Origin of the sequence: Pedobacter psychroterrae, from assembly GCF_004331695.1 — a bacterium.
GTDB lineage: Bacteria > Bacteroidota > Bacteroidia > Sphingobacteriales > Sphingobacteriaceae > Pedobacter > Pedobacter psychroterrae.
In genome coordinates, this window is record NZ_SJSL01000002.1 from 715,961 (window position 1) to 732,580 (window position 16,620).

Annotated in this window: 11 protein-coding genes; 9 read left to right on the forward strand and 2 right to left on the reverse strand. The window is 45.1% G+C overall.

Annotated features, from left to right (window positions below; translation table 11 throughout):
- Window positions 1-7 precede the first annotated feature (7 nt).
- Complete coding sequence (locus EZ437_RS11385; protein ID WP_131596081.1) at window positions 8-1,159, forward strand: esterase; 1,152 nt, start codon at window positions 8-10, stop codon at window positions 1,157-1,159.
- Between the two features lie 11 nt (window positions 1,160-1,170).
- On the opposite strand, the gene EZ437_RS11390 is transcribed toward EZ437_RS11385, so the two are convergent.
- Window positions 1,171-2,046, reverse strand: coding sequence for an AraC family transcriptional regulator (locus EZ437_RS11390; protein WP_131596083.1), 876 nt, complete (start codon window positions 2,044-2,046; stop codon window positions 1,171-1,173).
- Between the two features lie 472 nt (window positions 2,047-2,518).
- On the opposite strand from EZ437_RS11390, the gene EZ437_RS11395 reads away from it, so the two are divergent.
- The 6 genes from EZ437_RS11395 to EZ437_RS11420 all read left to right on the forward strand — a co-directional run bounded on the left by EZ437_RS11395 (window position 2,519) and on the right by EZ437_RS11420 (window position 10,741).
- Window positions 2,519-5,599, forward strand: coding sequence for a SusC/RagA family TonB-linked outer membrane protein (locus EZ437_RS11395; protein WP_131596085.1), 3,081 nt, complete (start codon window positions 2,519-2,521; stop codon window positions 5,597-5,599).
- 12 nt (window positions 5,600-5,611) lie between these two features.
- The gene (locus tag EZ437_RS11400) at window positions 5,612-7,129 is read left to right on the forward strand and encodes a RagB/SusD family nutrient uptake outer membrane protein (protein ID WP_131596086.1); all 1,518 of its coding nucleotides are present in this window, start codon (window positions 5,612-5,614) and stop codon (window positions 7,127-7,129) included.
- Window positions 7,130-7,140: 11 nt separating this feature from the next.
- Window positions 7,141-8,112, forward strand: a complete 972-nt coding sequence (locus EZ437_RS11405) for a hypothetical protein (RefSeq protein ID WP_131596087.1) — start codon at window positions 7,141-7,143, stop codon at window positions 8,110-8,112.
- A 3-nt stretch (window positions 8,113-8,115) separates the two neighbouring features.
- Window positions 8,116-9,150, forward strand: a complete 1,035-nt coding sequence (locus EZ437_RS11410) for a glycosyl hydrolase (RefSeq protein ID WP_205942685.1) — start codon at window positions 8,116-8,118, stop codon at window positions 9,148-9,150.
- A complete protein-coding gene (locus EZ437_RS11415) occupies window positions 9,144-10,325 on the forward strand; it encodes an AGE family epimerase/isomerase (RefSeq protein ID WP_131596089.1) in 1,182 nt (393 codons plus the stop codon). Before EZ437_RS11410 ends, EZ437_RS11415 begins: the two co-directional genes overlap by 7 nt.
- A 137-nt stretch (window positions 10,326-10,462) precedes the next feature.
- The gene (locus EZ437_RS11420; protein WP_131596090.1) at window positions 10,463-10,741 is read left to right on the forward strand and encodes a CBU_0592 family membrane protein; all 279 of its coding nucleotides are present in this window, start codon (window positions 10,463-10,465) and stop codon (window positions 10,739-10,741) included.
- Here the strand turns inward: EZ437_RS11420 and EZ437_RS11425 are convergent.
- Window positions 10,694-11,320, reverse strand: a complete 627-nt coding sequence (locus tag EZ437_RS11425; RefSeq protein ID WP_131596092.1) for a TetR family transcriptional regulator — start codon at window positions 11,318-11,320, stop codon at window positions 10,694-10,696. The two genes, EZ437_RS11420 and EZ437_RS11425, sit on opposite strands and share 48 nt — an antisense overlap.
- Before the next feature lie 187 nt (window positions 11,321-11,507).
- Here EZ437_RS11425 and EZ437_RS11430 point away from each other — a divergent pair, with 187 nt between their 5' ends.
- Both EZ437_RS11430 and EZ437_RS11435 read left to right on the forward strand, forming a co-directional pair.
- Window positions 11,508-14,774, forward strand: a complete 3,267-nt coding sequence (locus EZ437_RS11430; RefSeq protein ID WP_131596094.1) for a SusC/RagA family TonB-linked outer membrane protein — start codon at window positions 11,508-11,510, stop codon at window positions 14,772-14,774.
- Between the two features lie 31 nt (window positions 14,775-14,805).
- Window positions 14,806-16,596 carry a RagB/SusD family nutrient uptake outer membrane protein gene (locus EZ437_RS11435; protein ID WP_131596096.1) on the forward strand — a complete coding sequence of 597 codons (1,791 nt, stop codon included), beginning with the start codon at window positions 14,806-14,808 and terminating at the stop codon, window positions 16,594-16,596.
- Window positions 16,597-16,620: the final 24 nt, after the last annotated feature.

Sequence of the window (16,620 nt, forward strand, 5' to 3'; positions counted from 1 at the left end):
CATACATATGAACAAAACGGCCATTCTATTTTTACTTCTGCTTTCAGTTTATGCGGCTTCTGCGCAAAAGCCTCAGAATAACTATACTGTACAGGGTTGGTGGGGCGCATCGGCAGAACCTTTCTCTCCGCTGGTGCACCAGGATAGAAGCATTACGTTTAGGTTCAAAGCCAAAAATGCCAATAAAGTAGATTTGGTGTTTGGTGAATGGGATATTAAGCCTCAGCTTATGAAGAAAGACACTGCTGGAATTTGGGAAATACGGATAGGGCCGACCGCACCCGGCATCTATTCGTACCAGTTTTCCGTAGATGGGGTCAATGTCATAGACCCCTCCAATCCTGTTGTCAAAAGTGGAACAGAAGTATATGGCAGCATAGTAGAAGTGCTTGGTGCAGATCAGCCCCGTTTTGATGAAATCCAGCAGGTGCCTCATGGTGTGCTGCACCATATCAAATACCCATCTTCCGCCTTGAAAAGGCTGCGGGGCATGGTCGTGTTTGTACCTGCTGAATACAATCAGCAAACCTCAAAGAAATTTCCTGTGCTCTACCTGCGTCACGGTGGCGGAGATAATGAAACAAGCTGGACACAGGCTGCGGGACGTGCAGATGTGATCCTTGAAAACCTGATAGCTACCAAAAAAGCAAAGCCGATGATCATCGTCATGACCAATGGCCTCATTGATGGTACCTGGGCAGGCGGCAGTTCCAAAGAAGGGGTGGAGCAACTGGAACAGGAGCTGCTGAAAGATGTGATTCCATACGTAGAAAAAAACTATCGTGTCAATGCTGCTAAAAATGCAAGGGCCATTGCCGGCCTTTCAATGGGCGGCGGACAATCGTACATCATCGGACTCAAAAACCTTGACAAATTCAGCTACATCGGCGAGTTCAGTTCGGGGCTGTTAAGTGATGCTAAGTTTGATATCAATGAGCGTGTGCCGGGAGTTTTTGACGAACCTCAGTTGGTAAACAATAACCTTAAACTCCTGTGGATTGCCTGCGGCAAAGATGATCCAAGGTATTCCGGCCATCAGGCAATGGTGTACACCCTAAAAGAAAAGCAAATTAAGTTTGAAAGTCATGAAAGTGCAGGCGGACACGAATGGCGTTTCTGGCGGGAGCAGCTCCGTGATTTTATGCAGAAGCTGTTTTAGGAAAATGCGCTCTAAACAAATACCCGCTTGCCCAGGTAATTTTCTCTGAATTCCTTAGGCGTACAGCCTTTCTTGCTCTTAAATGTCCGGTTGAAATTTGCCATGTTATTAAATCCGCATTTATACGCAATCTCTGCTACAGATTGCGTTGTGTCAATCAGCATTCTCGATACATGGCCCAGTCTGATCTCGTTCAGGCTGTCTACAAAAGTATAACCTGTTCTTTTTTTAATAAAGCGGCTAAACGAAGCTTCGGGCATATTGGCAATTTTTGATACCTCGGCCAGCGTCACCGCATTGCTGAAATTGGCATTCATGTACTCAAATACCTTCTCTATCCTGCGACTGTTGTAATTGTATTCCTCATTGGTGAAGCTCGCATCAGAAAGCATCTTGCTGTCGGGAGAAAGAGAAAGGTCGTCGAGTATCGACAGCAATTCCAATATCGATGCAAAGCCATTTTGCGTACTCAGGTTCATCAGTCTTTGGGCAATCCTTTCTGCGGTCTCGCTGGAAAACAGCACACCCCGTTTGGCGTTTTCAAACATATTGCGGATGTTGGACAATTGGTTCCTTCTCAAGAATTTATCGTCCAGCAGGTCTTTGTGAAACTGCAGGGTAACTTCCTTGATTTCTTTACCTTCACAGTGATGGTTAAACCAGCCATGCGGCAAATTCGACCCGACCAATACCAGTTCCAGATCATCGATCTCAGCTATGTGATCACCTACTATTCTTTTTGCGCCTTTAGCATTCATGATCAGGTTTAACTCCATCTCCTCATGGTTGTGTAAAGGGAAGTCAAATTCCGTTTTTACACGAGAAAAAATCATAAAACAATCATGCACCGTTAAGGGCGTAATTTCTCTGCTTACATTCTTATGCATAACAAAATCAATTTACTTGGTTAAAATAGTATTGGTTATCAAATGAGCCATTTTTCAATTAATTATGATTAAATACTATCGGCTTTTGTTAAAAATCTACTAATCTTCTGCTTTTCAATGCCTGCCTGGAATACTGAATATTAGCTGGTTGCTCTCATATGTTTACACACAAATATAGTGATTAAATTCGATAACCCTATGTCACGAATTAATTACGCGTATTTCTTGCCAAAACTATGCCGCTAATTTTTGTTGAGATAATATTGTTTGGCATTAGCTGCTTTACATTTCGGTAGCTTTATATGTATTGTCGGGTAAAAAAATATTAACCGAACCGAATTTTCAATACGTCTCCATTTGTTAATCAAGATCCATTTTATATTATCATTTGATAAAAAAGTATTATTATTTATTTACCTGCCAATCTATCTTTGAGATATCAGTAAATCATATTATAACCAAATTAAATCTTATGAAACGAACATTCTACAAAGCATGTTTATGTATGTTCCTGAGCATATTCCTGGCAGGTAGTTTATATGCCCAGCAGCGAATACTCAAAGGGACAGTAAATGATGAAACAGGTGCGCCGCTCCCAGGAGTAGGGGTAACGGTTAAAGGCGAAAATACAGGCACGTCTACCGATCCTAAAGGAACCTTTTCAATAGCGCTATCCGCCGGACAAAAGACCCTAGTGTTTACTTTTATAGGGATGCAGACTAAAGAGCTGAGCATCTCTACCAATCAAACGACTATCGAAGTTACCCTCTCAGATGATCAGCAAAACCTGGATGAGGTACTGGTAGTAGGTTATGGTACCGTAAAGAAAAGTGACCTTACCGGTGCAGTTTCTACTTTAAAAGGCAGCGATCTAAACCGTACGCCTGCATCATCTGTAGATCAGTTGCTGCAAGGAAAACTTCCCGGTGTACAGGTAATTAACTCTGGTGGTCAGCCGGGTGCCGGTGCTACTATACGTATCCGTGGTGCCAGCTCACTCAATGGCTCCAAAGATCCGCTGATGGTGGTCGACGGTTTCCCTTGGGGCGACGCAGGTAACCTGAAACAGATCAACCCGGAAGATATCGAATCTATCGAAGTGCTAAAAGATGCTTCTTCAGCAGCTATATATGGTTCCAGAGGAGCCAATGGTGTCATCATCATCACCACCAAAAAAGGTAAAGCAGGACAGTCAAGGATCAACTTCAGTTCCCTGAATACCCTTTCTACACGTGCCAATGAGCCCGATCTATGGCGTGACCCGGTTGAAGAGGCTATTTATGCCAATGAGGCTGCTGCCAATGGTGGTGCCATAGCTACAGATATTCCCTATATCGGCATGACACGCCCGTTCGGTGTTGGCGACCAGACCATTTATTACCCTTCTATTGCTGAATTGCGTGGTTTAGACCCTTCCAAAGGATCTTGGCAGCACAATACAGACTGGGTAGACCTGGTATACCGTAATCCTATTTCTCAAAGTTATACACTGAGCGCGGATGGAGGTACTGAAAACACCAAATATGCGTTGTCGGGAAATTATTATAAAGAAGAAGGCATCGCCATCAAAAATGATTATGATAAATATACTGGCAGGTTAAACATCGAGCAGAACCTAAATAAAGCCATTACAGCGGGAACGAATGTAGTTCTGGCACATACCAACAACACTGGTGGTGGTCTTGGTGTAGGCAGGTCACGCATCTTTCCAGCATACGACGAGAATGGCAATTTCTTCCGCACCAGCAGCACAGATTACGGTAATCCTTTGGCAATCGCCAACAGGGTTCTGAACAAAAACAAAACCATCGATGTATTGGGTACCTTATTCATCAACGCCAAACTGACCGACTGGTTGCAGTTCCGTACCCAGTTGAGCTCTAAATACGGCAACTCTGTACAGGACCAGTACGATCCGCGCGATGTAACTTTCCGCGGATTTGAAAATAAAGGCTATGGATCTATTTCTAACAGCAACTATACAGATCTGCTGAATGAAAACTACCTGACAGCCAACAAAGATTTTGGTACAGCCCACCGCTTAAACTTCGTAGCAGGATATTCTATTCAAAAAACAGTAAACCGCTACAGCACGCTAATAGGCAGGGAATTTGTAAACGACAACCTGGAAAATGAGAATTTGGAAACTGCGGTTACCAAAAGCTTAAACAACAGTCTGTCGCGTTTCGACCTTTCCTCTTTCTACGGCAGGTTAAACTATGCGCTGATGGACAAATACCTGTTCACCCTGACAGCACGTGCCGATGGTTCCACAAAGTTTGGTGCCAACAATAAATGGGCTTACTTCCCATCAGGAGGGGTAGCGTGGAAGATGAATGAAGAACAATTCATCAAATCTTTGAACGTATTCTCTGAATTAAAGCTAAGGGCCAGTTACGGCATCACGGGTAATCAGGGCATCAGTCCGTACCAGACCATGGACCGTTTCGGATCGTATAAATACTTTACAGGTGCAGCCTTCCAGACCGGCTTCGGTCCTGGTTTAGCAGGAGCAAATGACGAGCAGGGTAGGACTGTAGTAGGCGGATTGGGCAACAACAGTTTGAAATGGGAAACCACCCAATCACTTGATGCTGGTATCGATTTTGGTTTCATGGATCAGCGCCTGACGATTAATGCAGGGGTTTACCTAAAGAAAACCAACGATTTATTGCGCTTAAAAACCATTGCCCCATCTGCCGGTTACGACCAGCAGTGGATCAACGATGGATCTGTAAATAACAAAGGAATTGAGTTGGGCATCAATGCCATCGTGCTTGACCGCACCCAGTTGAACTGGACAGTAGGAGGTACTTTTACCCTCAACAGAAACGAAGTGGTATCCATGGGAGAAAGCGATCGTGTGGAAGTGGGTACACTCTACGAAAGCGTAAGACAAAGAATCAGTACGTATACCGTTGGCATGCCCATGTTCTCTTACTATGGCTACAAATCTTCAGGCATCATCCAAACGCTGGAAGAAGGAATCGAAGCTGGGCTGACAGGTACTGAAGCACTTCCGGGCGAGATCAAATACCTGGATATTTCAGGTCCGGACGGCGTACCAGACGGTATTGTAGATGCCAACGACCGTACCATGATCGGTAATCCAAATCCGGATTTTGTATACAGTTTCAACACCAGCTTAAAGTATCAGCGCTTTGACCTTACCGCACAATTGTATGGCGTGTACGGCAATGATGTATGGGATTTTAACAAGATCACGCCAAGCAGACAAATCCTTAGATGGACTCCTGACAATCCAAGTAATGAGTTTCCGAGGGCCAATGCTACAAGGGGTTTAAAAGCAAGTGATTTCTTCATTACCGACGGATCATTCCTGCGCATCCAGAACGTTACCCTGGGTTACAACCTCAAACCAAACCTGGTAAAAGGCATCAGCAATATACGCGTTTACTTCTCGGGCAATAACCTGTACACCTTTACCAAATTCAATCCCGGCTTTGACGCCGAAGTTGGCGAGAACGGGATCAATACAGGTGGTTACCCAAGACCACGTGCCTATACTTTCGGTCTAAATGTTGGATTTTAAGAATTAAGAATCATGAACTACAAAATAATTATATACGGTCTGGCTTGCCTGATGCTCAGCGTCACAAGCTGTACAAAAATGACGGAAGAGCCTTACGGATTAACCAATACCGGCTCGTTTTACAAGACAGCGGCCGATGCAGAATCAGCCATCATTTATGCCTACTCAGTACTGCCCGAAGTTGGATATTATTCTCGCGGGTATTACATCATCACCGAATTGCCAACGGAAAACCTGACGCAAAAAGGCGACGCAGGTCCGGCCAACTTTGAGTTGGACGAGAACAGAACTACATCCAACAACTCAGATCTGGACAACATCTGGACTTATATGTACCGTGGTGTGGCCCGTGCCAATGCGGTAATCAACAATGTGCCCGGCATTAGTTCCATGCCTGAAGCAGCACGCAATCAGGTAGTAGGCGAGGGCCATTTCCTTCGTGCGCTACATTACTTCAATTTCGTAAGGATGTTTGGTGAGGTGCCATTGCGCACCGAGACGATTGCCGATGTGTCACAAATCCCCATGGCCAAAAGTCCGCTAAAGGATATTTACGACCTGATCATTGCTGATCTTAAAAAGGCAGAATCCATGATTGGTACCAACCGCATCAGCGAAGGCCGGGCCAATAAAGTAGCCGCACAGGCATTACTGGCCAAGGTATACCTGCACATGGCTTCTTCAAAAGCAAGCGGTTCTGCAGGATACAACTTTGTAGACAATGCAGATGCACTGTACGCAGAAGCTAAAAACTATGCGACTAAAGTGACCAGTGAGCAATCTACTTATGCTTTTTCAGATAAGCTAAGAGATATCTGGGACATTGAGGTTTATAAAAAAGCGGCTGTATCAGAGCATATATTTGACGCTGCGGTAGACCGTACCGGCGAGGTGGAAGGAAACTTCTCTAAGCTGCCAAACATGTTCCTTCCTGCCGACAGACCGATGAGCATCCCTTATGATGTAGCTGATCCTTCCAAAGGCTTGATCAATATCGGTCAGGGCTGGGGCCACTTCCGTACGGAATCTGCGGTGTACAACAACTACGCAGCAAACGATAAACGCAAAACTGAGCTGATCGTCTCTACTTACACCAACGGGGCAACTACTTATACGCTGGATATCAATACCAGTTCCAGACCATTTACCCGCAAGTTCATCGATCCGCTAAGGGTGGGCGACAAGCACAGCACCAATTCACCGGTGATCCGCTATTCTGACATCCTGTTGATCCTTGCTGAAGCATCAGGCCCTACTACAGAAGGCTATGCAGCGGTAAATAAAGTAAGGGCCCGTGCCGGACTGGGTAACTTAAATCCTACCCTGAGCCTGCAGGCTTTCAGAGATGCAGTGGTAGACGAACGTGCATTGGAACTAGCCTTTGAAGGTGATCGTTTGTTCGATTTGCGCCGTACCAACACCATGGAAAAAGTCCTGGTTCAGAAATACGGCAAGAGCATCACCAGTGGTGCCTATTTCTTCCCGATCCCACAAAGGGAACTGGATACCAACCCATTAATGAAACCATAATTTAACAGACAATGAATACAAAACTAAATTCAAAATTAGCCTTCTTTATTGCAATTGTTATGGCAGTAACTACGGCCTGCAAGAAAGACCCTTATGATGGGGTAGTGAGCAATGAGAAATCTATCGAGGCCTTTACCCTTGGCACAGGTTTTATACAAATCGGCCCTGCAGTGGTAGACCGAACAGCCAGAACAGTGAATGTCAAAGTGCTCATGGAGCAAAATACTGACCTCAGCAAAGTATCACCACTTGTGCAGGCTTCTTACAAAGCAAAAACAAGCCCTGCATCCGGCGAACCGGTAAACTTCACGGCATCAGACAATACACTCAAATACACCGTTACCTCCGAATCTGGAGAGCGCAAAGAATGGACCGTAACTGTTGAGCCATTTGAAGAAACCATCACCGGAACCTACAACATTACCGCACAGGTGGTATACGGCGGTACCGGCCCTGAATGGGGCGGTGGAGGTGTGGTCAACATGACAGACAAGCCCTGGTTATGGCCTGCAGACGGCAGCGGTCCGCAAGCGGAGATGGACAATACGCTAGCATTTGAGCTGACCGGAGCTACTGACAATGGTGATACCTTTGGCAAGTTTGTAAACAACGCAGGTGCCGATGGTAAATATGCCAACTTCCTGTACACCGCTGCACCTCAAACCGATGTCAACAATCTATACCGTACACTGCCAAAAGGCGAAGGCGTGTGGACCAGAAGCTACGCCAATGGTACCATAACCTTTAAATTTTCAGATGGCAGTACAAAGGTAGCTACCCTCAGAACTGGTGCCTACACGTACACTGACGACTATTCCGCCATCGGAAATAAAAAAGACATTTACCGCAAAACCGTAGCTGCGGGTCTTAATTCACTTGAATTTACCTTAAATGGTAATGACGACTGGGGGGTAATCTATTCAGACCTCGACAAGTTCGTTAAAAAGCCAAGGAGATACTGGATAGATATAAAAAAGAAATAAGCGATGACCTGTAAAAAATATACCACCCTATTGTTGTCACTGATGCTGATCACCAGCATCAGTTGCAAAAAAACCACCAAAGATCCGGCGCCTGTAACGCCGGATCCTGAAGTTGAAGTACCCAGCACACCTTATAAATCCCTCAACTACCTCTACAGCATCCAGGGCAAAAAAGTATTGGCAGGCATCCACAACAGGGAGCCCAATGCCACACCAGCCCGCTGGACGGAAGAAGTAAAAACAGTAACGGGACAGTACCCGGCCCTTTGGAGCGGAGATTTCCTGTTTCAGCAAGACAACATCAATAACCGCCAGAAGATGGTAGATGAAGCGCTGAAGCAATGGAAGCAAGGGGCGATTGTCAACATTATGTGGCATGCCTGCAACCCTGCCAATTCCCAGCCATGTGCATGGGACGACGGTAAAGGGGTAATGAGCGGCCTTAGCGATACCCAATGGAACGAACTGCTGACCGATGGTACTGCCATCAACACCCGATGGAAACAAATGATGGACGAAGTAAGCTTTTATCTTCAGTTTCTGAAAGACAATGGAGTAGAAGTTCTATGGCGTCCCCTGCACGAAATGAACCAGGGCAAATTCTGGTGGGGTGGCAGACCTGGTGCCAATGGCACAGCCAAGCTTTGGCAGCTGACCTACAATTATATGCGCAATACCAAGGGCCTTACGAACCTGATCTGGGTATGGGACATGCAGGATTTCAGCAGCCTCACTGCCGATCTGAAAAACTACAATCCCGGAAAAGAATATTGGGACATCGCTGCGCTGGATGTATATGAAGGAAATGGATTTACCGTAGCAAAATATCAGGCAATGCTGGCAATATCCGGAGGAAAACCCATAGCTTTGGGTGAGTGCAGTAAATTGCCTACCGCCCAGCAGCTGATGGAACAGCCAAAATGGACATTTTTTATGGGCTGGTCGGAACTGGTGTTCAGCAGCAATACCAACGATCAGATCAAGAACCTGCACCAGGCAAATAATGTGATTACCTTAAATGAAATGCCCGGATGGTAAAAGAAAAATATTCGCAATCTATAAATAGCGCATTAACCGACATCCTGCAGTACTGGATGGAAAAGACCCCCGATCATGAAAACGGGGGTTTTCTAGGTAAAATAGACAATGACAATATCGTCAGTCCAGATGCGCCAAAAGGCAGCGTGCTCAATGCCCGGATCCTATGGTCATTTGCCGCGGCGTACAACCATGATCCGCAGCCACAGTATCTGGAAACCGCAGAGCGTGCCTATCACTATATAGCCGAACATTTTGTAGACAACAACTACGGAGGCGTGTACTGGACGGTAGATGCGCAAGGCAACCCACTGGATACGAAAAAGCAAGTTTACGCCATCGCTTTCACCATTTATGCATTCAGCGAATACTTTATTGCCAGTGGCAGGGAAGTGGCCAAAGACCACGCTGTTGAACTCTATCAAGACCTGATCAAATATAGCCTTGATAAAGAAAAAGGCGGATATTTTGAAGCCTTTGGGCAGGAATGGGAATCCATAGCCGACCTGCGCCTTAGCGATAAAGATGCCAATGAAAAAAAGACCATGAACACGCACCTGCATGTGCTCGAAGGCTTTGCTAATTTATACCGTATCTGGCCGGATGAGGAATTGAAAAATCGGATTACAGATTTATTGAAGAATTTTACTTCGCACATGATCGATTCAGAAACTGGGCATTTAAAGTTGTTTTTTGATGAGGACTGGAACAGCAAATCGGCAATAATCTCTTATGGTCACGATATCGAAGCCGCCTGGTTATTGCTGGAGGCTGCAGAGGTAATCGAAGATCCCGAATGGATTGCCAGGTTAAAAGACATTGCTGTTAAAATGGCCTATGCTACCACAGAAGGAATGGACAAAGATGGTGGCCTATGGTATGAAAAAGACCCTAAGGCAGACCACATCATCAAAGAAAAACACTGGTGGGTACAGGCCGAGGCGATGGTGGGGTTTTATAATGCCTGGCAGATCTCGCACGACCCTATATTCTTAGACCAGTTCAGCAAAGTCTGGGACTACACACAAAAGCATATCATCGACGATGAAAATGGTGAGTGGTTTTGGGGCATAGGACCAGACGGACAGGTGATGGCTGGCGAGGATAAAGCAGGACTATGGAAATGCCCTTACCACAACAGCCGGGCCTGTATTGAGATACTAAAGCGGCTTTAATAACCCGGTGTGATCCATTGTGCAAGCTTACAATTACCACAATACAAGTCCCATCCAGCCATTATAGAGAAGTTTTTTTTGATGCGTTAAAAAAGCCTTAACTTACGCCCGTTATTTATCATTATCAAAGGAACGGTATGTTTAGCATTCTAATCAATATTATAGGCTGGCTGGGAGTAGTGCTTTGTACGCTTGGTTATTTGTTGCTAAGCATGAAGGTCATCAAAGCAGAATCTTTAAGCTTTCAAATGTTAAACATTACAGGAGGCTTTTGTTTAGTAGCTACTGCCTTGGAAACCCGGGATCTTCCCAATGCAGCAGCTAATGTACTGTGGATGTTTATAGGTCTTTACGCACTTGGCCGCCAGTTAAGAAGCGGAGCTAAGAGCGGCAAGGACAGCGGGCTCGATGCCTAAAATCTGAAAAGCCTGATTTTTATAATACTCAAGTCTTTCCGTGTACGCTTTATTATCATTTTCGAGTGACAGGTAGAAATACGCACCATCTACCAGCACAAAAATATGATCCGCTGTAATCTGCGGATCTTTAACAGCTATCAATTTCTTTTCATTGCATTGAACAATCAACGCGGCCAACCCCTGTCGCAGGGAGTCAAGAATGGTCTTATACTTTTCCTTAATCCTTTTTTCCCGAAATGCCAATGCATAGAATGTATAAAACAGACCATCGTCAAACAGTAAATTCCATTTTTTAGAGAATAGTGTCTCAATGGTATGGTGCAGGTCTTCGAGTGTGATCCCGTCTTTTTGCTTTATAGTATAGATCAGCAGGTATCGTTCAAGAATATAATCTATCAAACCATAAGTAAGGTCTTCCTTTGTTTCAAAATAATGAATAATCAGGCTCGGATTGATGTCCATCACCTTCGCGATTTTTGCAATAGAGGTATTTTCATAGCCCTCTTTTTTGGCCACTTTATAAAATACTTTAATGATTTCAAGTTGCCTTGTTCCTTTTAGACTTTTTCTGCCCATTTGTTAGTAATTAATAAAGGTGAAAACTACATAAAAGTAATGTGATTACGAAAAAATATTTTAATAGATTGAATGTATGTTCAATTAATTTATTAATTTAGTTCTAACATACGGTTAACATTATAGATAGAACTTAGCAGCGCATTTATGACAACCGTCCAAATCAAAGAAACTTAATGAACCCACAATGAAAAAAAAGCTACACTACTTTATTTCCGGAGGCAAAACATGCTGGTCCTTTTTTTGGACAGTTTGTCTCCTGGCAATTTGCGCCACGGCGTCCGCCCAGGATATCACCCTGAAGGGCGTGGTCCTGGATGAAGAAACAAAAGGTCCGGTACCTGCTGTCAACATCAGCGTAAAGGGAACCAACCTCCGTACCGCCACCAATTCTGAGGGGCAGTATACCATCAGTAATCTCCAATCCAACGCCGTATTGATATTTACCTATATCGGTTACAAGCAGCAAGAGATCGCTGTTAATGGCAGAACAAAACTAGATGTCACTTTAATCTCGGACTTTGGTAAACTGGATGAAGTCGTGGTGGTTGGTTTCGGTACCCAGAAAAAGATCAACATCGCTGGCGCCATCGATCAGATCTCTGGAAAAGTCCTTGAATCGAGACCTGTTTCCAACGTATTACAAGGTCTGCAAGGACTTAGTCCGGGTTTAAATATCACCTATGGCGGAGGCTCGCCAGGTTCTGTGCCATCTATCAACATCAGGGGCTTTACGTCGATCAATGGAGGCTCACCATTAATTGTGATCGACGGAATTCCAGCTACCAGCAATGATGACCTGCTGCGGTTAACTCCTTCAGACATCACTTCATACACCGTGCTTAGAGATGCTGCTTCTGCTGCTATTTACGGTGCCAGGGCGGCCTTTGGTGTAATTTTGGTAACTACCAGACAAGGTACTGAAGGCCGTAACGTCATTAGTTACAATAATTTTACCTCCTGGGGAAAGCCCACGCTGCTTCCAAAGCCGGTTACAGACCCCTATATTTTTTCTCGTGTGCTGGAAACTGCCACCGACAATACCCCTTGGGACTATGTAAACTATTCAGATGAATACTATAAATGGGCAAGGGAACGGTCTGATGATCCTTCTATTGCCGATACCCGTACCGATCCCACAGATCCTAATAAATGGGCCTATATGGGAAGTAATGACTGGTATAATTACTTCTTCAACAAACAAAGCGTGTCCAAAAGCCACACCCTTACCTTTTCAGGGGGCGCTACGGTAAACAATAAGCCGCTTACTTATTACCTGTCTGCAGATTACTCAAAAGACAATGGACTCAATAAACTAACTGACGACTATTGGGACCGCTACGGCATGAGATCAAGAACGGGATTTTCACCGATTTCCTGGCTCAAGCTGGACAATAACCTTAATATATATGAAACCAAGCGGGCATTGCCTAATTCAAGCGTAACAGATCTTTACTACTTGATGCCAACAGATGTGGCCAAAAACCCTGATGGCACCTGGGCCAATACTTCAGCAGGTAGACTGGCTGCGGAATTGACAGACGGTGGCAACAGGCTGCAGACCATGTTTGGATTTCAAAACATTACCAGCGGTACGGCCCTGTTTTTAAACGGAGATCTGCAGGTGAATGGTGATGCTTCTTTTAAACGAGAACTTTGGAAAACGCATTATGATTCCAAAAAATATAAGATTGGTTACGGACCAACTGATATCCGCGAAGAAGGCGGGACCGGACTGGTAGGAGAGAATAACGGATACTTATATAACAATGCTTTCAACGTTTATACCACGTACAAAAAGACCATCGGTGACCATTACATGAGTGCAATGGTGGGCTATAACAGTGAGAACTATCGCTATTCCACAGTAAATGCTTCAAGGGATGTACTCATCTCTTCATCCCTTCCCTATCTTTCGCTTACCACAGGGGCTGCCTCTGCAAGTGCCGGTTATGAGGCCTACGCCACCACAAGTGCATTCAGCAGGATTAATTATACTTTTAAAGAGCGTTATATTTTAGAAGGAACGGGCCGATATGATGGCTCTTCGCGTTTTCCTACTGAAAGGCGCTGGGGATTTTTCCCTTCAGCTTCCGCCGCATGGATAGCCAGTGCTGAAGAATTCTTTCAGCCGTTAGCACCTGTCCTTTCTACTTTCAAGCTGCGGACTTCATACGGTGATCTGGGCAATCAGAATCCGTCCAACAATCCGTACTTAAGAGATTTTGGATACCTGCAAGCCCTGCCTACAGGGGTTTCAGGTTACCTCATCGGAGGTAACGGTCAGAACCAGGTAATCACCGGTGCACCGAGATTGTCTGTCGATCCTAATACCTATACCTGGGAGCGCGTATCTACCTTAAATATGGGAACGGATATCGGCTTATTGAAAGATAAATTTTCCCTTACTTTCGATTATTTTATCCGTGATACCAAAGGGATGCTTACCGCCGGGCAGGTATTGCCGGGAGTATTGGGCACGGCAGTTCCAAATCAGAATGCTGCAGATCTGAGAACCAAGGGCTGGGAGATTTCCCTGGCCTATAGAGATCGATTTGATATAGGTTCCAAACCGTTCAATTTTGAGACTAAACTGATGCTGTCTGATTCAAGATCAAAAATAACTAAATTCCAGAACGACCAGAACCTGTTCAGCAGTTACAGGATAGGGCAGGACATCGGTGAGATCTGGGGACTCGAAAATGATGGTGTTTTTCAAAATCAGGCAGAAATAGATGCTCTTGACGAATCAGCAATAATTCCATGGGGAGCACTGGAAATTATCCAGGGTTGGCCAAAATATAAAGACCTGGACGGAAATAAGAAAATCGAAACAGGACTGAGCTCTGATGATCCAAAGGATTTGAAGATCATCGGAAACAGCCGCGACCGCTATTCCTTCGGTGCAAACTTCAGTATGGACTGGAATGGGCTTGACCTTTCCGTGTTCCTGCAGGGAGTGCTCAAAAAAGATTTTTATCCGCACCACTATTTGTTTTGGGGACCATACCAACAGCCTTATGCTAACGTTTATCCATGGAATTTAGATTTTTACCGTGGAGCAGCCGATTCACCAGAGCAGCGGGCAAAACACTCCCAGTCATATATCGCTGCCGGATTAGCTGATGCAAACGTCGATTCGCATTACCCGGTATTACAATCATGGCTGGCCGACAACAACTACGGATCCGGACTGGACATCCCGCAGACTAAATACTTGCTAAACGGTGCTTACCTGAGAATCAAAAACATTTCACTTGGATATACGATACCTGCAACCTTCACTAAAAGAGCAGGCATAAGCAGGTTGCGCATTTTTGCTACCGGAGAGAATATATTCGAATTTTCGAGCATCAAAAAGTATGTAGATCCTGAAGCCATCAACCAGGGCGCTAGTGCCTGGGCCTATCCCTTCCAAAGAAGGTATGCATTTGGTGTAAACCTGGATTTTTAAGCAATAGTTTTAAAGTATCATTAAAAAAGTCATGAAAAAGAATCTATATATCTTATTTATCGGAACGACACTGGCCATGAGTGCCTGCAAAAAAGGCAACCTTGACCGTTTTCCGCAAACCACGATTTCACCAAACCTGTTCTTCAAGTCAGAAGAAGACCTGTCGCTATATGTAAACGGGCTATTGTCCCAGCCAGACCGCAACAGCTACCTGAATGATCAAAGCAGCGACAATGTGGCCACTACAGCTGCTGTGGAAGTGAAAAATATTATGGCCGGCAATGCCAATGCGCAAAATATTACTACCGGATGGGGATGGAGCAGGCTTAGGGACATCAATTACTTCCTCGAGAATTATAACAAAGCACAGGTATCCAGTACCATTAAAGCACATTATGTAGGCTTGGCAAGGTTTTACAGGGCGGAATTTTACCTGGACAAGGTAAAGCGCTTTTCAGATGTGCCCTGGTATTCCGGTACCCTGGAGCCAGGCAGTGAAGCACTATATAAAGCACGTGACCCACGCACACTCGTGATGGACAGCGTAATGGCCGACCTGGACTTTGCCTACAAAAACGTAAGGGAAAGTGTACCCAACGGTACCCCTGGAAAATGGGCGGTAGCTGCTTTATATTCACGTGCTGCGCTGTATGAAGGTACATTCCGCAAATACCATACTGAACTGAACCTGACGGCAACTGCCACAGCATTTCTTGAAACGGCCGCAAAGGTGTCAGGAGAGGTAATTTCCAGCAACAAATTTACCATATACAACACAGGAAAGCCGACTCAGGACTATGCCACATTGTTCAACAGTCAGGACCTGACCGGAAACAAAGAAGTGATCCTTACCAATATTTTTGACCTGAGCAAAGGAAAAGGGCAGAACGTTAACAGCGTAGTATTCGGAGATTATGAGCAGGCACCTGCAAAAGACCTGATCCAAACTTACCTGATGAAGGACGGCACACGTTTCAGCAGTCAGCCCAACTACGATAAACTGGGCTTCGTAAAGGAATTTGAAAACCGCGATCCCCGTCTGGCCCAGACCATGGTATACCCGGGATGGGTGAGGGTGCCGGATGCGACACCTTATATACAACGTCTCAACAAAAACTTTACCGGCTACCACCAGCTGAAAGGATACGTAAACAGTACCGACAACAATACCTTAAACGGCGTTGATTTCCCGGTTTACCGCTACGCAGAAGTGTTGCTCAATTATGCAGAAGCCCTGGCAGAGAACGGAACATTGACCCAGACGCAATTAGATCAGTCATTGAATTTGCTGAGAAGAAGGGCTGGCCTGCCTGACCTGAACCTTGCTGCCGCCAACGCAAACCCAGATCCAATCATGCAGGTCCAGTTTACAAACGTTGCATCAAACGTTGGGGTAATTCTCGAAATCAGGCGTGAGCGCAGGGTAGAATTTGCATTTGAAAACAGCCGGTATGACGACCTGATGCGCTGGAAATCGGGCAAACTCCTTACGAAAAGCCCGGAGGGAATGTACTTTGCCGGTCTGGGAAAATACGATATGACCGGAGACGGTGTAGATGACATCATTTTGATAGACAGAACCCAGACCATCCCTGCCGAAGAGCAAAAGGAAAAAAATTCATTGGGTGTAAAACTGATCTATTACAGGACCGGGACAATCGGAACAGATGCAACTGTGTTTTTGAAAAACGGAACCAGTGGCGGGGCAATCGTAACAGAAGCCGTAACCCGTCAGTTTGAAGAGCCGAAATATTACTATCGCCCCATCCCGCAGCAACAGGTGTTGTTAAACCCAAAGCTGACGCAGATATTTGGTTGGTAATTTAATGTATTTTTAGCTAAATAA

Excerpts from the sequence above, each read along its gene's own strand:
- EZ437_RS11385 (WP_131596081.1), top strand. The coding sequence starts at position 8 with ATGAACAAAACGGCCATTCTATTTTTACTTCTGCTTTCAGTTTATGCG.
- EZ437_RS11390 (WP_131596083.1), bottom strand. The coding sequence starts at position 2,046 with ATGCATAAGAATGTAAGCAGAGAAATTACGCCCTTAACGGTGCATGAT.
- EZ437_RS11395 (WP_131596085.1), top strand. The coding sequence starts at position 2,519 with ATGAAACGAACATTCTACAAAGCATGTTTATGTATGTTCCTGAGCATA.
- EZ437_RS11400 (WP_131596086.1), top strand. The coding sequence starts at position 5,612 with ATGAACTACAAAATAATTATATACGGTCTGGCTTGCCTGATGCTCAGC.
- EZ437_RS11405 (WP_131596087.1), top strand. The coding sequence starts at position 7,141 with ATGAATACAAAACTAAATTCAAAATTAGCCTTCTTTATTGCAATTGTT.
- EZ437_RS11410 (WP_205942685.1), top strand. The coding sequence starts at position 8,116 with ATGACCTGTAAAAAATATACCACCCTATTGTTGTCACTGATGCTGATC.
- EZ437_RS11415 (WP_131596089.1), top strand. The coding sequence starts at position 9,144 with ATGGTAAAAGAAAAATATTCGCAATCTATAAATAGCGCATTAACCGAC.
- EZ437_RS11420 (WP_131596090.1), top strand. The coding sequence starts at position 10,463 with ATGTTTAGCATTCTAATCAATATTATAGGCTGGCTGGGAGTAGTGCTT.
- EZ437_RS11425 (WP_131596092.1), bottom strand. The coding sequence starts at position 11,320 with ATGGGCAGAAAAAGTCTAAAAGGAACAAGGCAACTTGAAATCATTAAA.
- EZ437_RS11430 (WP_131596094.1), top strand. The coding sequence starts at position 11,508 with ATGAAAAAAAAGCTACACTACTTTATTTCCGGAGGCAAAACATGCTGG.
- EZ437_RS11435 (WP_131596096.1), top strand. The coding sequence starts at position 14,806 with ATGAAAAAGAATCTATATATCTTATTTATCGGAACGACACTGGCCATG.